General features: G+C 53.8%; 16 protein-coding genes and 4 tRNA genes. 15 read left to right on the forward strand and 5 right to left on the reverse strand.

Features of this window, described 5'->3' with window-relative positions; genetic code table 11:
- The first annotated feature begins 1 nt into the window (after position 1).
- The 9 genes from wzxE to OGW16_RS02310 all read left to right on the forward strand — a co-directional run bounded on the left by wzxE (position 2) and on the right by OGW16_RS02310 (position 6,619).
- Entirely contained in the window at positions 2-1,252 is a 1,251-nt protein-coding gene (gene wzxE, locus OGW16_RS02270) for a lipid III flippase WzxE (RefSeq protein WP_286517688.1), read from the forward strand.
- On the forward strand, positions 1,249-2,328 hold the full coding sequence (locus OGW16_RS02275; protein WP_043018979.1) for a TDP-N-acetylfucosamine:lipid II N-acetylfucosaminyltransferase: 1,080 nt from the start codon (positions 1,249-1,251) through the stop codon (positions 2,326-2,328). Before wzxE ends, OGW16_RS02275 begins: the two co-directional genes overlap by 4 nt.
- A complete protein-coding gene (wzyE, locus tag OGW16_RS02280; RefSeq protein ID WP_043018980.1) occupies positions 2,325-3,680 on the forward strand; it encodes an ECA oligosaccharide polymerase in 1,356 nt (451 codons plus the stop codon). Before OGW16_RS02275 ends, wzyE begins: the two co-directional genes overlap by 4 nt.
- Positions 3,680-4,420 (forward strand): lipopolysaccharide N-acetylmannosaminouronosyltransferase, encoded by a 741-nt coding sequence (wecG, locus tag OGW16_RS02285; protein WP_047407609.1) that lies wholly within the window; start codon positions 3,680-3,682, stop codon positions 4,418-4,420. The genes wzyE and wecG overlap by 1 nt, the downstream gene beginning before the upstream one ends.
- A 278-nt stretch (positions 4,421-4,698) precedes the next feature.
- Complete coding sequence (thrP, locus tag OGW16_RS02290) at positions 4,699-6,084, forward strand: bifunctional threonine/serine APC transporter ThrP (RefSeq protein WP_043018982.1); 1,386 nt, start codon at positions 4,699-4,701, stop codon at positions 6,082-6,084.
- A gap of 102 nt (positions 6,085-6,186) precedes the next feature.
- A tRNA-Arg gene (locus OGW16_RS02295) sits at positions 6,187-6,263 on the forward strand.
- A 56-nt stretch (positions 6,264-6,319) separates the two neighbouring features.
- Positions 6,320-6,395 (forward strand) — tRNA-His (locus OGW16_RS02300).
- Between the two features lie 20 nt (positions 6,396-6,415).
- Positions 6,416-6,501: transfer RNA gene (locus tag OGW16_RS02305), tRNA-Leu, on the forward strand.
- 41 nt (positions 6,502-6,542) lie between these two features.
- Positions 6,543-6,619, forward strand: a tRNA-Pro gene (locus tag OGW16_RS02310).
- 545 nt (positions 6,620-7,164) lie between these two features.
- On the opposite strand, the gene hemY is transcribed toward OGW16_RS02310, so the two are convergent.
- Genes hemY through hemC form a run of 4 tightly spaced genes read right to left on the reverse strand, consistent with a single transcriptional unit; the run spans position 7,165 to position 11,257 of the window.
- Positions 7,165-8,364, reverse strand: a complete 1,200-nt coding sequence (gene hemY / locus OGW16_RS02315; RefSeq protein WP_043018983.1) for a protoheme IX biogenesis protein HemY — start codon at positions 8,362-8,364, stop codon at positions 7,165-7,167.
- Positions 8,365-8,366: 2 nt separating this feature from the next.
- Complete coding sequence (hemX, locus tag OGW16_RS02320) at positions 8,367-9,557, reverse strand: uroporphyrinogen-III C-methyltransferase (protein WP_286517689.1); 1,191 nt, start codon at positions 9,555-9,557, stop codon at positions 8,367-8,369.
- A gap of 21 nt (positions 9,558-9,578) precedes the next feature.
- Positions 9,579-10,319 (reverse strand): uroporphyrinogen-III synthase, encoded by a 741-nt coding sequence (gene hemD, locus OGW16_RS02325; protein ID WP_286517691.1) that lies wholly within the window; start codon positions 10,317-10,319, stop codon positions 9,579-9,581.
- Complete coding sequence (hemC, locus tag OGW16_RS02330; protein WP_100194900.1) at positions 10,316-11,257, reverse strand: hydroxymethylbilane synthase; 942 nt, start codon at positions 11,255-11,257, stop codon at positions 10,316-10,318. Before hemC ends, hemD begins: the two co-directional genes overlap by 4 nt.
- A 395-nt stretch (positions 11,258-11,652) precedes the next feature.
- Between hemC and cyaA the strand changes: the two genes are divergently transcribed.
- On the forward strand, positions 11,653-14,199 hold the full coding sequence (gene cyaA / locus OGW16_RS02335) for a class I adenylate cyclase (protein WP_043018987.1): 2,547 nt from the start codon (positions 11,653-11,655) through the stop codon (positions 14,197-14,199).
- Between the two features lie 75 nt (positions 14,200-14,274).
- Here the strand turns inward: cyaA and cyaY are convergent, their stop codons facing one another.
- Complete coding sequence (cyaY, locus tag OGW16_RS02340; RefSeq protein ID WP_003828967.1) at positions 14,275-14,595, reverse strand: iron donor protein CyaY; 321 nt, start codon at positions 14,593-14,595, stop codon at positions 14,275-14,277.
- Between the two features lie 138 nt (positions 14,596-14,733).
- Here cyaY and lptM point away from each other — a divergent pair, with 138 nt between their 5' ends.
- The 5 genes from lptM to yigB are packed head-to-tail and all read left to right on the forward strand — an operon-like array spanning position 14,734 to position 18,129.
- On the forward strand, positions 14,734-14,937 hold the full coding sequence (gene lptM, locus OGW16_RS02345) for an LPS translocon maturation chaperone LptM (protein WP_003017937.1): 204 nt from the start codon (positions 14,734-14,736) through the stop codon (positions 14,935-14,937).
- A 48-nt stretch (positions 14,938-14,985) separates the two neighbouring features.
- Complete coding sequence (gene dapF / locus OGW16_RS02350) at positions 14,986-15,810, forward strand: diaminopimelate epimerase (RefSeq protein WP_286517710.1); 825 nt, start codon at positions 14,986-14,988, stop codon at positions 15,808-15,810.
- Entirely contained in the window at positions 15,807-16,514 is a 708-nt protein-coding gene (locus OGW16_RS02355; RefSeq protein ID WP_043018988.1) for a DUF484 domain-containing protein, read from the forward strand. Before dapF ends, OGW16_RS02355 begins: the two co-directional genes overlap by 4 nt.
- Positions 16,511-17,413, forward strand: a complete 903-nt coding sequence (gene xerC, locus OGW16_RS02360; protein ID WP_032945700.1) for a tyrosine recombinase XerC — start codon at positions 16,511-16,513, stop codon at positions 17,411-17,413. Before OGW16_RS02355 ends, xerC begins: the two co-directional genes overlap by 4 nt.
- Positions 17,413-18,129, forward strand: coding sequence for a 5-amino-6-(5-phospho-D-ribitylamino)uracil phosphatase YigB (yigB, locus tag OGW16_RS02365; RefSeq protein WP_087050441.1), 717 nt, complete (start codon positions 17,413-17,415; stop codon positions 18,127-18,129). The genes xerC and yigB overlap by 1 nt, the downstream gene beginning before the upstream one ends.
- The last annotated feature ends 85 nt before the right edge of the window (positions 18,130-18,214 follow it).

Here is an 18,214-nt window from a genome sequence, read left to right on the forward strand (position 1 = left end):
TATGTCGCTTGCAAAAGCGTCCTTATGGACGGCGGCTAGTACGCTGGTAAAAATCGGTGCAGGTTTGCTGGTCGTGAAGCTGCTGGCGGTGTCGTTTGGCCCGGCAGGCGTGGGGCAGGCGGGTAACTTCCGCCAGATGGTCACCGTGCTTGGCGTGTTGGCGGGAGCCGGCATTTTCAACGGCGTCACGAAATACGTTGCGCAGCATCATGACGATCCGAGCCGGCTCCGTAAGGTGGTCGGTACATCTTCCGCGATGGTGCTGGGATTCTCTACGCTGATGGCGGTGATTTTCCTGCTGGCGGCCGCGCCTATCAGTCAGGGGTTATTTGGTCATACACATTACCAGGGGCTGGTTAGGCTGGTTGCGCTGGTGCAGATGGGTATTGCCTGGGCGAACCTGCTGCTGGCACTGATGAAGGGCTTCCGCGATGCGGCGGGTAACGCGCTGTCGTTGATTGTGGGGAGCCTGGTGGGCGTGGCGGCTTATTATGGCTGTTATCGCCTGGGAGGATATGAAGGCGCCTTGCTGGGTCTGGCACTGGTACCTGCGCTGGTTGTTATCCCTGCCGCTATTATGCTGGTTAAGCGCGGGGCGATCCCCCTGCACTACCTGAAACCCTCGTGGGACAATGGTCTGGCAGGACAGTTGAGCAAGTTTACGCTGATGGCGTTGATAACTTCCGTAACGCTGCCTGTGGCATACGTGATGATGCGAAATCTGCTGGCGGCGCAGTATAGCTGGGATGATGTGGGGATCTGGCAGGGGGTGAGCAGTATTTCAGATGCTTATCTGCAATTTATCACCGCCTCATTCAGCGTTTACTTGCTGCCAACGTTGTCGCGTTTGACCGAAAAGCGCGACATTACACGCGAGGTGATCAAGTCGTTAAAGTTTGTGTTACCGGCGGTTGCCGCCGCGAGCCTTACCGTCTGGCTCCTGCGCGATTTTGCGATCTGGCTGCTTTTCTCCGCTAAATTTACCGCCATGCGCGACCTGTTCGCCTGGCAACTGGTCGGCGATGTGCTGAAAGTCGGCGCCTACGTTTTTGGTTATCTGGTAATCGCGAAAGCGTCACTGCGGTTTTATATTTTGGCTGAAATTAGCCAGTTCGTATTGTTGACGGCGTTTGCCCATTGGCTGATCCCTGTACACGGCGCGTTGGGCGCGGCGCAGGCTTACATGGCAACGTACATTGTCTATTTTTCTCTTTGTTGTGGCGTGTTTTTACTCTGGCGTAGGCGGGCATGACTGTACTGATTCACGTTCTGGGATCGGATATCCCTCACCATAACCAAACCGTGCTGCGGTTTTTCAACGACTCGCTGGCCGCAACGAGCGAGCACGCACGCACGTTTATGGTAGCAGGCCAGGATACGGGGTTCAGTGAGAGCTGCCCGGCATTATCGCTGAGTTTCTACGACGGGAAAAAGGCGTTGGCTGAAGCGGTTATTGCGAAGGCGAAAGCGGATCGCCAACAGCGATTTTTCTTCCACGGTCAGTTCAACATCAGCTTGTGGTTAGCGTTGCTGAGTGGGGGGATTAAATCAGAGCAGTTTTACTGGCATATCTGGGGGGCGGATTTATATGAAGTCTCCAGTGGACTGAAATTCCGCCTGTTTTACCCGATTCGGCGTATGGCGCAGAATCGCGTGGGATGCGTGTTTGCCACGCGGGGTGATCTACACTATTTCGCCGAACAACACCCGCGTGTGCGTGGTGAGTTGCTCTATTTCCCAACGCGGATGGATCCGTCGCTCAATAATATGAGCAGTGAGTGCCCACGCAGCGGCAAGATGACGGTGCTGGTTGGTAACTCTGGCGATCGTAGTAATGAGCATGTTGCCGCGCTACGCGCCGTGCATCAGCAGTTCGGCGACACGGTGAATGTGATCGTGCCGATGGGTTATCCTGCCAATAATACCGCCTATATCGACGAGGTTCGCCAGGCGGGCCTGGCATTGTTTAGCGCTGATAATCTGCAAATTTTAAGCGAAAAGTTGGAATTTGATGCCTATCTGGCATTATTGCGTCAGTGTGATTTGGGTTACTTTATTTTTGCCCGCCAGCAAGGGATCGGAACCCTGTGTTTGCTGATCCAGGCAGGTATTCCGTGCGTGCTCAACCGAGAAAATCCCTTCTGGCAGGATATGGTGGAACAGAATCTCCCGGTATTATTTACCACTGATGAACTCAATGAAGGCGTTGTACGCGAAGCGCAGCGCCAGTTGGCATCGGTAGATAAAAATACAATCACCTTTTTTAGCCCGAATTATCTGCAGCCATGGCATAACGCGCTGCGCGTTGCTTCAGGAGAAATCGTATGAGCCTGATGCAATTCAGCGGTCTGCTGGTGGTCTGGCTGCTCTCCACCTTGTTTATCGCCACGCTGACCTGGTTTGAATTCCGTCGCGTGCGCTTTAACTTCAATGTTTTCTTCTCGTTGCTGTTTTTGCTGACGTTTTTCTTTGGGTTCCCGCTGACCAGCATCCTGGTGTTCCGCTTTGATGTGGCAGTCGCTCCGCCGGAGATCCTGCTGCAGGCTCTGCTATCAGCTGCCTGTTTCTATGCCGTCTACTACGTGACGTATAAAACGCGTCTGCGCAAGCGAGTAGAGAATAAGCCGCGCAGGCCGCTGTTTACCATCAATCGTGTTGAAGCCCATTTGACCTGGATTATCCTGATGGCGATTGCGCTGGTGAGCGTGGGCATCTTCTTTATGCACAACGGGTTCCTGTTGTTCAGACTGCAATCCTATAGCCAGATTTTTTCCAGTGAAGTCTCTGGGGTCGCTTTGAAGCGTTTCTTCTACTTCTTCATTCCGGCAATGCTGGTGGTCTATTTCCTGCGTCAGGACAGCAAAGCGTGGTTGTTCTTCCTGGTGAGCACCGTCGCGTTTGGTTTACTGACCTATATGATTGTGGGCGGAACACGCGCCAATATCATTATCGCGTTTGCCATTTTCCTGTTTATCGGCATCATTCGCGGCTGGATTTCACTGTGGATGCTGGCCGCCGCGGGCGTACTGGGTATCATCGGGATGTTCTGGCTGGCGCTGAAGCGCTACGGGATGAACGTGAGCGGTGACGAGGCGTTCTATACTTTCCTGTATCTCACGCGTGACACCTTCTCGCCGTGGGAGAATCTGGCGCTGTTGCTGCAGAACTACAACAATATTGAGTTCCAGGGGCTGGCGCCGATTGTCCGTGACTTCTACGTCTTTATCCCCTCCTGGCTGTGGCCAGGGCGGCCGAGTATTGTACTCAATTCAGCGAATTACTTTACCTGGGAAGTGTTGAACAACCACTCGGGTCTGGCGATCTCGCCGACGTTAATTGGCTCGCTGGTGGTGATGGGCGGGGCGTTTTTTATACCGTTAGGCGCGATTGTCGTCGGGTTAATCATCAAATGGTTTGATTGGCTGTATGAATTAGGTAACCGAGAAACTAATCGCTATAAGTCGGCGATTTTGCACAGTTTCTGTTTCGGTGCCATTTTTAATATGATCGTTTTGGCACGTGAAGGGTTAGATTCGTTTGTCTCACGAGTGGTCTTTTTCCTCGTGATTTTCGGTGTCTGTCTGCTGGTGGCAAAATTGTTATTCTGGCTGTTTGATAGTGCGGGACTCATTCATAAGCGAATAAAGTCGGTGCCCCGGACACAGGTTGAAGGATCGTAATGACGGATAATAATACTGCGCCGCTGTATTCACTGCGTGGATTACAACTGATTGGCTGGCGTGATATGCAGCATGCGCTGAATTACCTGTTTGCAGAGGGGCATCTCAGACGGGGAACGCTGGTGGCTATTAATGCTGAGAAAATGCTGACAGCGGAGGATAACCCAGAGATCCGCACACTGATTGATGCTGCTGAATTTAAATATGCAGATGGAATTAGCGTTGTGCGCTCCTTGGGTAAAAAATACCCGCAGGCGCAGGTATCACGCGTGGCGGGGGCCGATCTTTGGGAAGCGCTGATGGCGCGAGCCGGGCAGGAAGGAACGCCTGTTTTCCTGATTGGCGGCAAGCCTGAAGTTCTGGCGCAAACTGAAGCCAAACTACGTGCTCAGTGGCGCGTGAACATTGTGGGTAGCCAGGACGGTTATTTTACGCCGGAGCAGCGTCAGGCGTTATTTGAGCGTATCCACGCCAGCGGCGCGCAATTTGTGACGGTGGCGATGGGCTCGCCGAAACAAGAGATCTTTATGCGTGATTGCCGGAAGATTCATCCCGACGCACTGTATATGGGCGTCGGGGGGACCTACGACGTCTTTACCGGTCATGTGAAGCGTGCGCCTAAAATCTGGCAAAATCTGGGGCTGGAGTGGCTGTATCGTTTACTGTCACAGCCAAGCCGCATCTCTCGTCAACTTCGCTTATTACGCTATCTCCGCTGGCACTATACCGGCAACCTCTGACGCCCTCTCTCCTCTGATAAGTAGCGTTATCTGCTAATTACGCTACTTATTCACAACATTATCGCTGCTTTCTCGCACAATCTATTTATTTTTTGAATGCTTTAATTGCCATTTAAGCGATTTTAGGAAACCATTCGCAACAATCATTGCAGTGCCGCGGTGTTTTTAGCGCCAACCGTTATGCGGTCGGTGCCGTATGGCCTGTGATGGAATAACAAGATGTACCCATAACGAGAACCGGTAGTACCGGACAATATGCAAACACAACAAGAGGATTTATGGCCGAGAACAAACCTGAGCTTCAGCGTGGGCTGGAGGCTCGTCACATCGAATTAATTGCCCTTGGGGGCACTATTGGCGTTGGGCTGTTTATGGGGGCCGCCAGTACCCTGAAATGGGCGGGGCCTTCGGTCTTGCTGGCGTATATCGTCGCCGGGCTGTTCGTCTTTTTCATTATGCGTTCTATGGGAGAGATGTTGTTCCTCGAGCCGGTTGCCGGTTCATTCGCTGTTTACGCCCATCGTTATATGAGCCCCTTCTTTGGCTATCTCACCGCCTGGTCATACTGGTTTATGTGGATGGCGGTGGGGATATCAGAGATTACCGCCATCGGGGTGTACGTTCAGTTCTGGTTCCCGGAGATGGCGCAATGGATACCCGCACTGATTGCTGTCGGACTGGTTGCGTTGGCAAACCTCGCCGCAGTTCGTCTGTATGGTGAAATTGAGTTCTGGTTTGCCATGATCAAAGTGACCACTATCATTGTGATGATCGTCATTGGATTAGGGGTGATTTTCTTTGGCTTTGGCAACGGTGGTCAGGCAATCGGCTTTGGCAACCTGACCGAGCACGGCGGCTTCTTTGCCGGCGGCTGGAAGGGCTTCCTGACGGCATTGTGTATTGTTGTGGCGTCTTACCAGGGCGTAGAGCTGATCGGTATTACTGCGGGTGAAGCGAAGAATCCGCAGGTCACTCTGCGAAGCGCGGTGGGTAAAGTGCTGTGGCGTATCCTGATTTTCTACGTTGGCGCGATTTTTGTTATCGTCACTATTTTCCCGTGGAATGAGATTGGCAGCAACGGTAGTCCGTTCGTTCTGACCTTTGCCAAAATTGGTATCACCGCCGCAGCGGGGATTATTAACTTTGTGGTGCTGACGGCGGCGCTATCTGGCTGTAACAGCGGCATGTACAGCTGTGGGCGGATGCTCTACGCGTTGGCAAAGAATCGCCAGCTTCCTGCCGTTGTTGGAAAAGTATCTCGTCATGGCGTTCCGGTTGCCGGTGTGGCTATTTCTATCGCGATCCTGCTGATTGGTTCGTGCCTGAACTACATCATTCCCAACCCGCAGCGTGTGTTTGTGTATGTTTATAGCGCCAGCGTGCTGCCGGGGATGGTGCCGTGGTTTGTGATCCTGATAAGCCAGCTGCGTTTCCGTCAGGCGCATAAAGCGGCGATCGCCAGTCATCCTTTCCGCTCGATTTTGTTCCCGTGGGCGAATTATTTGACGATGGCGTTCCTGATTTGCGTACTAATCGGCATGTATTTTAATGAAGATACCCGAATGTCGCTGTTTGTTGGCATTATCTTCTTACTGGCCGTGACGCTCATTTATAAGGTTTTTGGTCTGAATCGTCATGGTGCAGCCCATAAATTGCGGGAATAAGCGACAAAACGCACAAACCATGACCAAACGATAATTTATTTTAAAAAAGCACTAGACAGAAGACCGAGACCTCCGTAATATCCAGCCCCGCAACGGCGCTAAGCGCCCGTAGCTCAGCTGGATAGAGCGCTGCCCTCCGGAGGCAGAGGTCTCAGGTTCGAATCCTGTCGGGCGCACCATTAAGTTAGGTGCCGGAGCTGCGGTGGTTTTAATACCGCGTAAAAGATTTGCAGTGGTGGCTATAGCTCAGTTGGTAGAGCCCTGGATTGTGATTCCAGTTGTCGTGGGTTCGAATCCCATTAGCCACCCCATTAATTTAAAGTTGTGAAATGCGAAGGTGGCGGAATTGGTAGACGCGCTAGCTTCAGGTGTTAGTGTCCTTAGGATGTGGGGGTTCGAGTCCCCCCCCTCGCACCACGACTTAAAGAATTGAACTAAAAATTCAAAAAGCAGTAAAACGGCGAGTAGCGCAGCTTGGTAGCGCAACTGGTTTGGGACCAGTGGGTCGGAGGTTCGAATCCTCTCTCGCCGACCAATTTTGAACCCCGCTTCGGCGGGGTTTTTTGTTTTCTGATTTCCCCTTCTCAGCCTTTATTCCCGCGAATTACCTGATGTCTTAAAAAGTCCGGATCCATGGTTTTTGCAGTGCAATCGTGGCATGCCTTGTGCAATAATATGCAGGTAGATGCTCATTCCATCTCTTATGTTCGCCATCTGGCCTCATAAACTCAGGAATGATGCAGAGCCATTTACGGTGCTTATCGTCCACAGACAGATGTCGCATCTTATATGCTAAATCATTCATGATGTGTCGAGACGGCCAGCACGGGAATCCCCCGGAGCTTACAAAGGTAAGTGACAGGGGTGAGCGTGTGCAGCCAACGAAGAGACAGCGTGAAGGATGAAGCATATAGCCTCATCAAACACCATGGACATAACGTTGAGTGAAGCACCCATTTATGTTGTCATACAGACCTGTTTAACGCCTGCTCCAAAAGAGCGGGCGTTTTTTTATGCATCTTGAATGATTTTGTGTATACGATTGCCCGGTAAGCGAAAGCGCCACCGGGCATTCAGGAGTTACTGCGGGGAGTTGTTGTTCTGCAGCGTCAACATCAGGCCATCACGACGCATGGTGGCGGCTTCTTCCGGCTGATGCAGTCTGTCCAGCGCGTCAGCAAGCCAGGCGTAGTCATAGGCATCCGGGCGCTGCTTGAGGGCTGCACGGAAGGCGAGCGTGGCTTCCTGCCATTCGCCGTGCTTCATTAGCGACTGACCCAGCGTGCTCCACAGCAACGGGCGATCGCCGACGGCTTTAATCTGCTGGCGCAGCACTTTTTCTATCTGTTCCGGGTTATTGGTTTTCAGACGCGGGATCGGCAGCACCAGGCGGTCGTCATACTGGCGTTTCAGACCATCAATGATGACCTGCTGCGCCGTATCGTGATCGTCACACTCAATCAGATGTTCAGCCATCGCCACCTGCAGGGCAACCTGGTGACGGGTTTTACGGTTCTGGTTTTTCCACCATGCGCGTAGCCCTTCGCTGCCCTGATCGGCGCGAACCTGATCCATCAGACCAACCCATGCCTGTTGTTCCAGCATAGCGCGGTGCTCGTCATCACCCACGCGCGCTTTCGCCATGGATGGAATGATATCCAGTAGCGAACTCCATGCGCCGGTACGAATGTAGGCCTGTTCAGCCAGACGCAGCACTTCCGGATGACGTGGCGTCACTTCCAGCAGTTTATCTACACTGTGGCGCGCGGCGTGATTTTCATTACGCGCCAGCTGTAGGCGAACGCGAGCGATTTCTACCGGGATCGTATCATTTCCAGCCAGTTCAGCAGCACGCTCAAGGTGTTGGTTGGCGCGAGCTTCGTCACCGCGCTGCTGAGCCGCTTCTGCCGCCAGCAGGTAATTCACTACCGGCTGTTCTGCGTGATCGGCGTTTTTCGACATCAGCTTTTCAACCTGCTGATAATCGCCTTCTGCCAGCTTGAGCAGCGCCTGCTCGGTTTGCTTACGGGCGCGACGACGCTTCCGACCGACAAACCATCCGCGGGTATGCGCGCCTGTGCGGAAAATTCGGCGCAGTAGCCATTCAATCGCGAACAGGACGACCATGGCGACGATCAGGATGATCACCAGGCCCGTCACGCTGGTTTCAATATTGTAATTATCCGTCTGGATCAGCACGTAGCCCTGATGACCGGCAATCATCGGACCGACAACGATCCCGGCGATCAACAGCACAAAGAGCAATAATACTTTTAGCATCATTATTCTCCTTGCGGCGCAGTTGTCGGAGCGTCTGCTGCAGGTGCAGGTGCAGGTGCAGGTGCAGGTGCAGGTGCAGGTGCTGTGGCGGGTTGTGCCAGCAAATTACGTACGCGGGTCTGCATTAACTTGTCGAGAAGAGCCTGGCTTTGCAGCGTATCCGGTACGTCCATGCTGATGCTTTGTTGGCTCAGCTGGTCTACTTCTTCCAGGAAAGCTTTCGTTGCTGCATCGTCAGTGTCGTAGTAGGCGCGCACCCAGGTGGAGACGTTTTCCAGCGCCTGGCGATATGTTTCTTCCTGATGACGTGGCACGGCCTGGGCGGCTACTAACAAGCGGGAACGGATGTTTTCCCGTAAGTACACGTCCTGGTTTGGTGCCAGCAGCGGGACGGCGGTTTCATCACGACGGCGAACGGTGATAAAGCTGTCCATAAAGTTCTGCCAGCTTTTTTGCAGATTGACGCGCCATTCGCTGATCGAGCTGGAAAGCTCGCTGCTGTCGGAATCCATCGGCGAATCGTCGGTGTCGTTGTCGGCCAGACGCAGGTTATCGATCTGGTTAGATAGCTGATTCACTTTCAGGATAATGCCGTCATAGTCGACCTGAGTCACCGCGGAGAGGCTCGCGATATCGTCGGTAATCGCGCGACGGGCGGCGATCAGGCTCGGATCGTTCATATCCGCAAGGCTGGCGTCAGCGCTTTTCAGCAGCGCTGCGGCGGTAGTAACGTCCTGATCGCTCCATAATTTGCGACCGGCCAGTTTCACCAGAAAATCAGCCTGCGCCAGTAGCCATGTCCCGGCATCGCTGCCGGAGATAGTGGCGACCTTTTGCTGGACTTCGTCAAGCTGTTTGACCAGCGCGGCCTGCTGGCGTGTGGCTTCATCCAGCTGCGTTGCCTGCTGTTTAATGATGCCTTCCAGCTCAGCTTTTTGACTCTCTTGCGCTTTTTGCAGCGCCGTCAGCTGGTTCGCCAGCGCATCGCTGGTTGCCGTCTGCGTTGTTGCCTGCTGTTTCCCCCAGCCATAAAGCCCAACGCCTGCTGCCAGAGCAATAGCAATCGCCACAGCGCTCAGAATCAGCGCCGTGCTGCTCTTACTCTTTTTTTCAGTATTGACTGGCTGTGACGTGGTTTCCACGGCCTCCCTGGTCTCTTCAACCACGGCGGAGGATTTTTCTTGTTCCGTCATTATGGCATCCCATTATGAGAGTTATTGTAATGCGCGTAGTAGCGCATCGTTGTCGGCGTTATCAGCGACCTTAATATCTTGCCAGCCCAGTTCCCGGGCGAGGTGCGCCAGACGCTCACTGACGACCAGCAGCCGACAGCGTAGTAACCAGTGCTCACGATACCACTGCGGAATGAGCGACCAGAGCTGTTGTAGCATCTCTCCACTGGTAACAACCACCGTGGTCACGCCACGAGATTGCCAGCGCATCGCTTCTTCTGCACCATCGTAATATTTTGCACTGCGTTGATAACATTCACAAAAATCGACATCAGCTCCGCGTGCTGTCAGGGTTTCACCTATCAGCTCACGGCCACCGTTGCCGCGTAATATAAACGCGCGTTTTCCCGCAATATTTTGTAATTCAGGTAATTGTAGCAAGACTTCGCTAATTTCCCGATCCAGAGGGTAGTGAATATTGAAACCGCTAACGGTGTGCAGCGCCAGCGCCGTTGTGCGGCCAATGGCAAAATAACCCGGAAGTGAGGGCCAGCTTTTCCTCTGCTGCTGAAGCTCAGCATCTGCAAAGGTAACGGCATGCTGCGAAAGGGCGAAGACCAGATCGTTCTCCGTCAGCGCTGACAGTCGGGAAGCAAGCGTTGCCAGTTCCCGACCCGGTGAAAACTCGATGAGCGGAAAACTCCAGGCCACCTGCCCCAGTGCGCGCAGACGGCTCACTAACTCTTCCCCTGCGGGAGACGGGCGGGTGACCAGAATACTCATGCGGGGGCTTCTCCGTTGTAAACTTCAGCCAGAATGGCGCGTGCACCGTTCTCCAGTAGCTCTTCAGCCAGAGAGATGCCCATTTGTTCAGCAGTCTGCGCCGCACCGCGACGCTCTCCGCATACCATCTGCGAACCGTCAGGCGCGCCGACCAGCGCCCGCAGCCAAATCTCACCGTCGATGAGTTCCGCATAACTGCCGATCGGGACCTGACAGCCCCCTTCCAGGCGGGTGTTCATCGCGCGTTCGGCTTTAACGCGTAGGGCGGTCTCTTCATGATTGAGCGGCGCTAACAGCGCCTGAGTGCGCATATCATCCAGTCGGCATTCTATGCCTACTGCGCCTTGCCCGACAGCGGGCAGGGAGACTTCCGGCGGCAGAGCGGTACGGATTCGCGACTCAAGACCTAAACGTTTTAGTCCGGCGACCGCCAGAATAATAGCGTCATAATCGCCGTTATCCAGTTTGCCGAGACGGGTGCCTACGTTGCCGCGCAGCGAACGGATGACGAGATCCGGGCGTCGCTTTGCCAACTGGCACTGGCGACGCAAACTGGATGTCCCGACGATGCTGCCCGCGGGGAGTTCATCCAGCGTGTTGTACTTATTTGAGACGAAAGCATCACGCGGATCCTCTCGCTCGCAAATGGTCACCAGTCCAAGGCCGTCAGGGAATTCAACCGGCACATCCTTCATGGAATGCACGGCGATATCGGCGCGTTTTTCCAGCAGTGCGACTTCCAGCTCTTTAACAAACAACCCTTTCCCTCCAACCTTCGCCAGCGGGGTATCAAGGATCACATCGCCACGGGTTACCATAGGAACCAGTTCCACGATCAGACCGGGGTGGTTTGCCATTAAGGCGTCTTTGACATAATGTGCCTGCCAGAGCGCAAGGGGGCTTTGGCGTGTGGCAATTCTCAAAACATTGTCTAACATGCTTGTTACCGTCATTATCAATCATTGACCATCCTAACATCCTTATCAAAGGGATGTCAGCGTTACGCTCAAACGTAAGTGAGAGGAAAAAGGCGCTGCATCATCACTGGCAGTGAATAATGACGAGAAACCTCCCGACCGTATGAAGGAATTTACACGTAACGAACGGTGCTACACTTGTATGTAGCGCATCTTTCTTTACGGTCAATGAGCAAGGTGTTAAATTGATCACGTTTTAGACCATTTTTTCGGCTGTACAGCATAAAAAAATATGGCCGAAAAACAGGTAACGGTTATTTTTGACATACGGTTTATCCGAATTGATGACGATTATTGTGCGCGCTTGCGCCGCAGCAATCGCCAACATGACGGGTAGCAACATCAGGCGATACGTCTTGTACCTCTATATTGAGACTCTGAAACAGAGACTGGATGCCATAAATCAACTGCGTGTGGATCGCGCGCTTGCTGCCATGGGACCTGCCTTCCAGCAGGTATACAGTCTGCTGCCGACATTATTGCACTACCACCATCCGCTGATGCCGGGTTACCTCGATGGTAACGTTCCCAAAGGCATATGTCTTTACACGCCTGATGAAACCCAACGCCACTACCTGAACGAACTGGAACTGTACCGCGGTATGTCGCCGCAGGATCCTCCCAAGGGCGAGCTGCCGATCACCGGCGTTTACTCAATGGGCAGCACCTCTTCGGTAGGGCAAAGCTGTTCCTCTGACCTTGATATCTGGGTCTGCCATCAATCCTGGCTGGATAGCGAAGAGCGCCAGCTGCTGCAGCGTAAATGTAGCCTGCTCGAAAGCTGGGCCGCCTCGCTGGGCGTGGAAGTCAGCTTCTTCCTGATTGATGAAAACCGTTTCCGTCACAATGAAAGCGGCAGTCTCGGTGGCGAAGACTGTGGCTCGACGCAACATATCCTGTTGCTTGATGAATTCTATCGCACCGCTGTGCGCCTCGCGGGTAAACGTATTCTGTGGAATATGGTGCCGGGAGATGAAGAAGAGCATTACGACGATTACGTCATGACGCTCTACGCTCAGGGGGTGTTAACACCAAATGAATGGCTGGATCTCGGCGGACTCAGTTCGCTCTCCGCCGAAGAGTACTTTGGCGCCAGCCTGTGGCAGCTGTACAAGAGTATCGACTCCCCGTACAAAGCGGTGCTGAAAACGCTGCTGCTGGAAGCCTATTCCTGGGAATACCCCAATCCGCGCCTGTTGGCGAAAGATATAAAACAGCGTCTGCACGATGGCGAGATCGTCTCTTTTGGTCTCGACCCTTACTGCATGATGCTGGAGCGCGTGACCGAGTACCTCACGGCCATTGAAGACCCGACGCGCCTGGATTTAGTGCGTCGATGTTTCTACTTAAAAGTGTGTGAGAAACTGAGCCGCGAGCGCGCCTGCGTGGGTTGGCGTCGTGAAGTATTAAGTCAGTTAGTGAATGAGTGGGGCTGGGATGACGCGCGTCTGACTATGCTGGATAACCGCGCTAACTGGAAGATTGACCAGGTACGCGAAGCGCATAACGAACTGCTCGATGCGATGATGCAGAGCTATCGTAATCTGATCCGCTTTGCGCGGCGCAATAACCTCAGCGTCAGCGCCAGTCCGCAGGATATCGGCGTGCTGACCCGTAAGCTGTATGCCGCCTTTGAAGCGTTGCCGGGTAAAGTTACGCTGGTGAACCCACAGATATCTCCGGATCTCTCGGAACCGAATCTGACCTTTATCCATGTGCCGCCAGGTCGTGCCAACCGTTCGGGTTGGTATCTCTATAACCGCGCGCCTAACATGGACTCGATCATCAGCCATCAGCCGCTGGAATATAACCGCTATCTCAATAAGCTGGTGGCGTGGGCCTGGTTCAACGGCCTGCTGACCTCGCGTACGCATTTGTTTATTAAGGGTAACGGCATTGTTGATTTGCCGAAGTTGCAGGAAATGGTCGCCGACGTGTCGCACCACTTCCCGTTGCGACTGCCCGCGCCAACGCCGAAAGCGCTCTATAGCCCATGCGAAATTCGCCATCTGGCGATTATCGTTAACCTTGAATATGACCCGACGGCGGCGTTTCGCAATCAGGTGGTGCATTTTGATTTCCGTAAGCTGGACGTCTTCAGCTTTGGCGAAGAACAAAATTGCCTGGTGGGTAGCGTCGACCTGCTGTACCGCAACTCGTGGAATGAAGTGCGTACCCTGCACTTCAACGGCGAGCAGGCGATGATTGAAGCGTTAAAAACGATTCTGGGCAAAATGCACCAGGATGCCGCGCCGCCGGATAGCGTTGAGGTCTTCTGCTATAGCCAGCATCTGCGCGGTTTAATTCGCACCCGTGTGCAGCAACTGGTGTCTGAGTGTATCGAATTACGCCTCTCCAGCACTCGTCAGGAAACCGGACGCTTCAAAGCGCTGCGCGTTTCCGGGCAGACGTGGGGACTGTTCTTCGAGCGCCTGAACGTTTCGGTACAGAAGCTGGAAAACGCGATTGAATTCTATGGCGCGATTTCACATAACAAACTGCACGGGCTTTCCGTTCAGGTTGAGACTAACCATGTGAAACTGCCGTCGGTGGTAGACGGTTTTGCCAGCGAAGGGATTATTCAGTTCTTTTTCGAAGAAACGGGTGATGAGCAGGGCTTTAATATCTACATTCTGGACGAGAGTAATCGGGCCGAGGTGTATCACCACTGCGAAGGTAGCAAAGAGGAACTGGTACGCGATGTCAGCCGTTTCTACTCATCATCGCACGATCGCTTTACCTACGGCTCCAGCTTCATCAACTTTAACCTGCCGCAGTTCTATCAGATTGTGAAAACAGACGGGCGCGCGCAGGTAATCCCGTTCCGTACCCAGCCAATTAGCGCCGTTCCGCCAGTCAGTCAGGACAGCGAAACGCCGCTGTTACAGCAGTATTTCTCGTGAGTTAACTTGCCCGGATGCGCGACGCTTACCGGGCCAAAGTAGGCCGGATAAGCGAAGCGCATCCGGCACTAAAACTTAACGGAAACTTACCTCTTCACCCGCCTGCTGCGTTGCCGCCTGTTCCAGCAGATCCCAGAACGTTTCGCCGCTACGGTCGCAGATCCACTCGTCGCCTTTCAGGTCAAAGTGGTAGCCGCCCTGTTTGGTCGCCAGCCACACCTGGTGCAGCGGCTCCTGACGGTTAATAATAATTTTGCTGCCGTTTTCGAAGCTGATGGTCAGCACGCCGCCGTTGATTTCACAATCGATATCGCTGTCGCCATCCCAGTCGTCCAGACGCTCTTCAATGGTCATCCACAGGGTGTCAGCAAGGCGATGAAATTCACTGTCGTTCATTTTCTTATCCTGTTTTTCGTGATGACGGCAGTATAACCTGAAACAAAACGCGTTGCAGATTACAGGCTAACTCTTGCTTTTACGCCTTCTCCTGCGATGATAGAAAACAGAAAGCATGAACTTTACAGGCAACCGATAATGAAAAACGTGTTAAAGCCACTCGCTGTCATTTTTACTCTGTTCAGCCTGACGGGCTGTGGGCTAAAAGGCCCGCTCTATTTTCCGCCAGCAGATAAAACCGCGCCGCCTCCGACCAAGAGCGTTCAGCCGCAATCGCAATCCACCACGCCTGAGAAAAACGATCGTGGGATTAGCGACGGACCTTCTCAGGTGAATTACTGACGGCAGGAATAGAGTTACATTTCTGTACCCGCGTGAACGGAGTGAATGATGCAATTCTCTAAAATGCATGGCCTTGGCAACGATTTTATGGTCGTCGACGCGGTAACGCAGAATGTTTTTTTCTCACCAGAGCTGATTCGCCGCCTGGCCGACAGGCATCTCGGCGTTGGATTTGATCAACTGCTGGTGGTTGAACCTCCGTACGACCCGGAGCTGGATTTCCACTACCGTATTTTTAATGCTGACGGCAGTGAAGTGTCACAGTGTGGCAATGGCGCCCGTTGTTTTGCCCGCTTTGTTCGCCTGAAAGGGCTGACCAATAAGCGTGATATCCGCGTCAGTACCGCGAATGGTCGTATGGTATTAACCGTAACCGACGACGAGCTGGTGCGGGTGAATATGGGTGAACCCAACTTTGAACCCTCGCAGGTTCCGTTTCGCGCCAACAAAGCAGAGAAGACCTATATTATGCGCGCGGCTGAACAGACAGTATTGTGCGGCGTGGTTTCAATGGGGAACCCGCACTGCGTGATTCAGGTTGATGATGTAGATACGGCCAAGGTAGAAACCCTGGGACCGGTTCTGGAAAGCCACGAACGCTTCCCTGAACGCGCTAACATCGGGTTTATGCAGGTGGTAAAACGCGAGCATATCCGGCTGCGCGTCTATGAGCGCGGCGCGGGTGAAACGCAGGCCTGCGGCAGCGGTGCGTGCGCCGCCGTTGCGGTCGGTATCCAGCAGGGGCTGCTGGCAGAAGAAGTAAGGGTGGAATTACCGGGCGGTCGACTTGATATCGCCTGGAAAGGTCCGGGTCATCCGCTGTATATGACTGGCCCGGCGGCACATGTCTACGACGGATTTATTCACTTATGAAGCAACCAGGGGAAGAACTACAGGAAACGCTCATGGAGCTGGACGACCGGGCGGTCGTCGATTACCTGCAACGTAATCCTGAGTTTTTTATCCGTAATGCCCAGGCCGTTGAAGCGATGCGTGTTCCGCACCCGGTGCGGGGCACGATTTCTTTAGTGGAATGGCATATGGCGCGGGCGCGTAATCATATTAACGTGCTGGAAGAGAACATGGCGCTGTTGATGGAACAAGCCAACGCCAATGAAAGCCTGTTCTATCGTCTGCTAAATCTGCAAGGACGGCTGGTGTCGGCCAGCAGTCTTGACGACATGCTGATGCGATTTCATCGCTGGGCGCGTGAGTTAGGCCTGGCCGGGGCGACGGTTCGTCTGTTCCCGGATCGCTGGCGACTTGGCGCACCATCAAAATTCACCCATCTGGCATTAAGCCGTCAGGCCTTTGAACCGCTGCGTATCCAGCGTCTGGGCCAGTCTCGGCATTATCTTGGGCCGCTCAATGGTCCGGAACTGTTGGTCATGATGCCGGAGGCGAAAGCGATAGGCTCGGTGGCGATGTCGATGCTCGGGCAAGATGGATCCCTGGGCGTGATGCTGTTCAGCAGCCGTGACGTTAATCATTACCAGCAGGGGCAAGGTACGCAATTACTGCAGGAAATCTCGCTGATGTTGCCGGAACTGCTGGAGCGCTGGATTGAACGCGTATGACAGATTCACCCCTTTCTCAGGATGTGGCGCGCTTTTTGCGCTATCTGGGCGTTGAGCGTCAGCTTAGCCCGATCACATTGCTTAATTATCAGCGTCAGCTTGATGCCATCATTGCGTTAGCCGGAGAAACCGGTCTGCAAAGCTGGCAACAATGTGACGCTGCGATGGTACGCAGTTTTGCCGTACGCAGCCGTCGTAAAGGGCTGGGGCCGGCGAGTCTGGCGCTGCGCCTCTCCGCGTTGCGCAGTTTCTTCGACTGGCTGGTTAATCAGGGCGAACTGAAAGCCAATCCGGCAAAAAGCGTTTCCGCGCCGAAAGCACCGCGTCATCTGCCAAAAAATATCGATGTCGACGACGTTAATCGTCTGCTGGATATCGATCTCAACGACCCCCTTGCCGTGCGTGATCGGGCAATGCTGGAAGTAATGTACGGCGCGGGGCTGCGTTTATCTGAACTGGTTGGGCTGGATATTAAACATCTCGATCTCGACACCGGCGAAGTGTGGGTGATGGGCAAAGGCAGTAAAGAGCGGCGTCTGCCAATTGGCCGCAATGCGGTGGCGTGGATTGAGCATTGGCTGGATCTGCGCGGGCTATTTGGCAGCGATGACGATGCGCTATTTTTGTCAAAACTGGGCAAACGTATCTCGGCGCGCAACGTGCAGAAACGCTTTGCGGAATGGGGTATCAAGCAGGGGCTGAACAGCCACGTACATCCCCACAAATTACGCCACTCCTTTGCGACGCATATGCTGGAGTCGAGCGGCGATCTGCGCGGAGTGCAGGAGTTATTGGGTCATGCCAATCTCTCCACGACTCAAATCTATACCCATCTTGATTTTCAACACCTGGCTTCAGTGTACGATGCGGCGCATCCGCGCGCCAAACGGGGGAAATAATGCGTTTTTACCGGCCTTTGGGGCGCATATCTGCGCTCACCTTTGACCTTGATGACACCCTTTACGATAACCGTCCCGTTATCACTCGCACCGAGCAGGAAGCGCTCGCGTTTGTACAGAATTACCATCCGGCGTTGAATTCGCTGCAAAATAGCGACCTACAGCGCCTACGTCAGGCCGTTCGCGACGCCGAGCCGGAAATCTACCACGATGTTACCCAATGGCGTCACCGTGCCGTAGAGCGCGCTATGCTGGAGGCGGGGTTGTCAGAGGCAGAAGCCAAAATGGGGGCGAATGCGGCGATGATGAATTTTGCCAAATGGCGTAGCCGTATTGATGTCCCGCAGTCAACGCATGATACGTTGAAGGCGCTGGCCCGCAAATGGCCGCTGGTGGCGATCACCAACGGTAATGCGCAGCCGGAACTGTTTGGCCTGGGCGATTATTTTGAGTTTGTGCTGCGCGCCGGTCCCGACGGGCGCTCAAAACCGTTCAGCGACATGTACGCGCTGGCGGCGGAAAAACTGAAAATGCCCGTAGAGGAAATCCTGCACGTGGGCGACGACCTGACGACTGACGTGGCGGGGGCCATCCGTTGCGGTATGCAGGCCTGCTGGATCAAACCGGAAAATGCCGACCTGATGCAAACCGCAGACAGCCGTTTGCTGCCGCATATCGAAATTTCACAGTTGGCATCTCTGACCTCGCTGATATAATCACCAGCAGAACTCTGTATATATACCCAGCTTTTTGGCGGATGGCGCTACGCTTTTCCGCCTTACCTACTTTTACGCGGCGGTG

This window comes from Citrobacter sp. Ce104, from assembly GCF_030334595.1.
GTDB lineage: Bacteria > Pseudomonadota > Gammaproteobacteria > Enterobacterales > Enterobacteriaceae > Citrobacter > Citrobacter europaeus.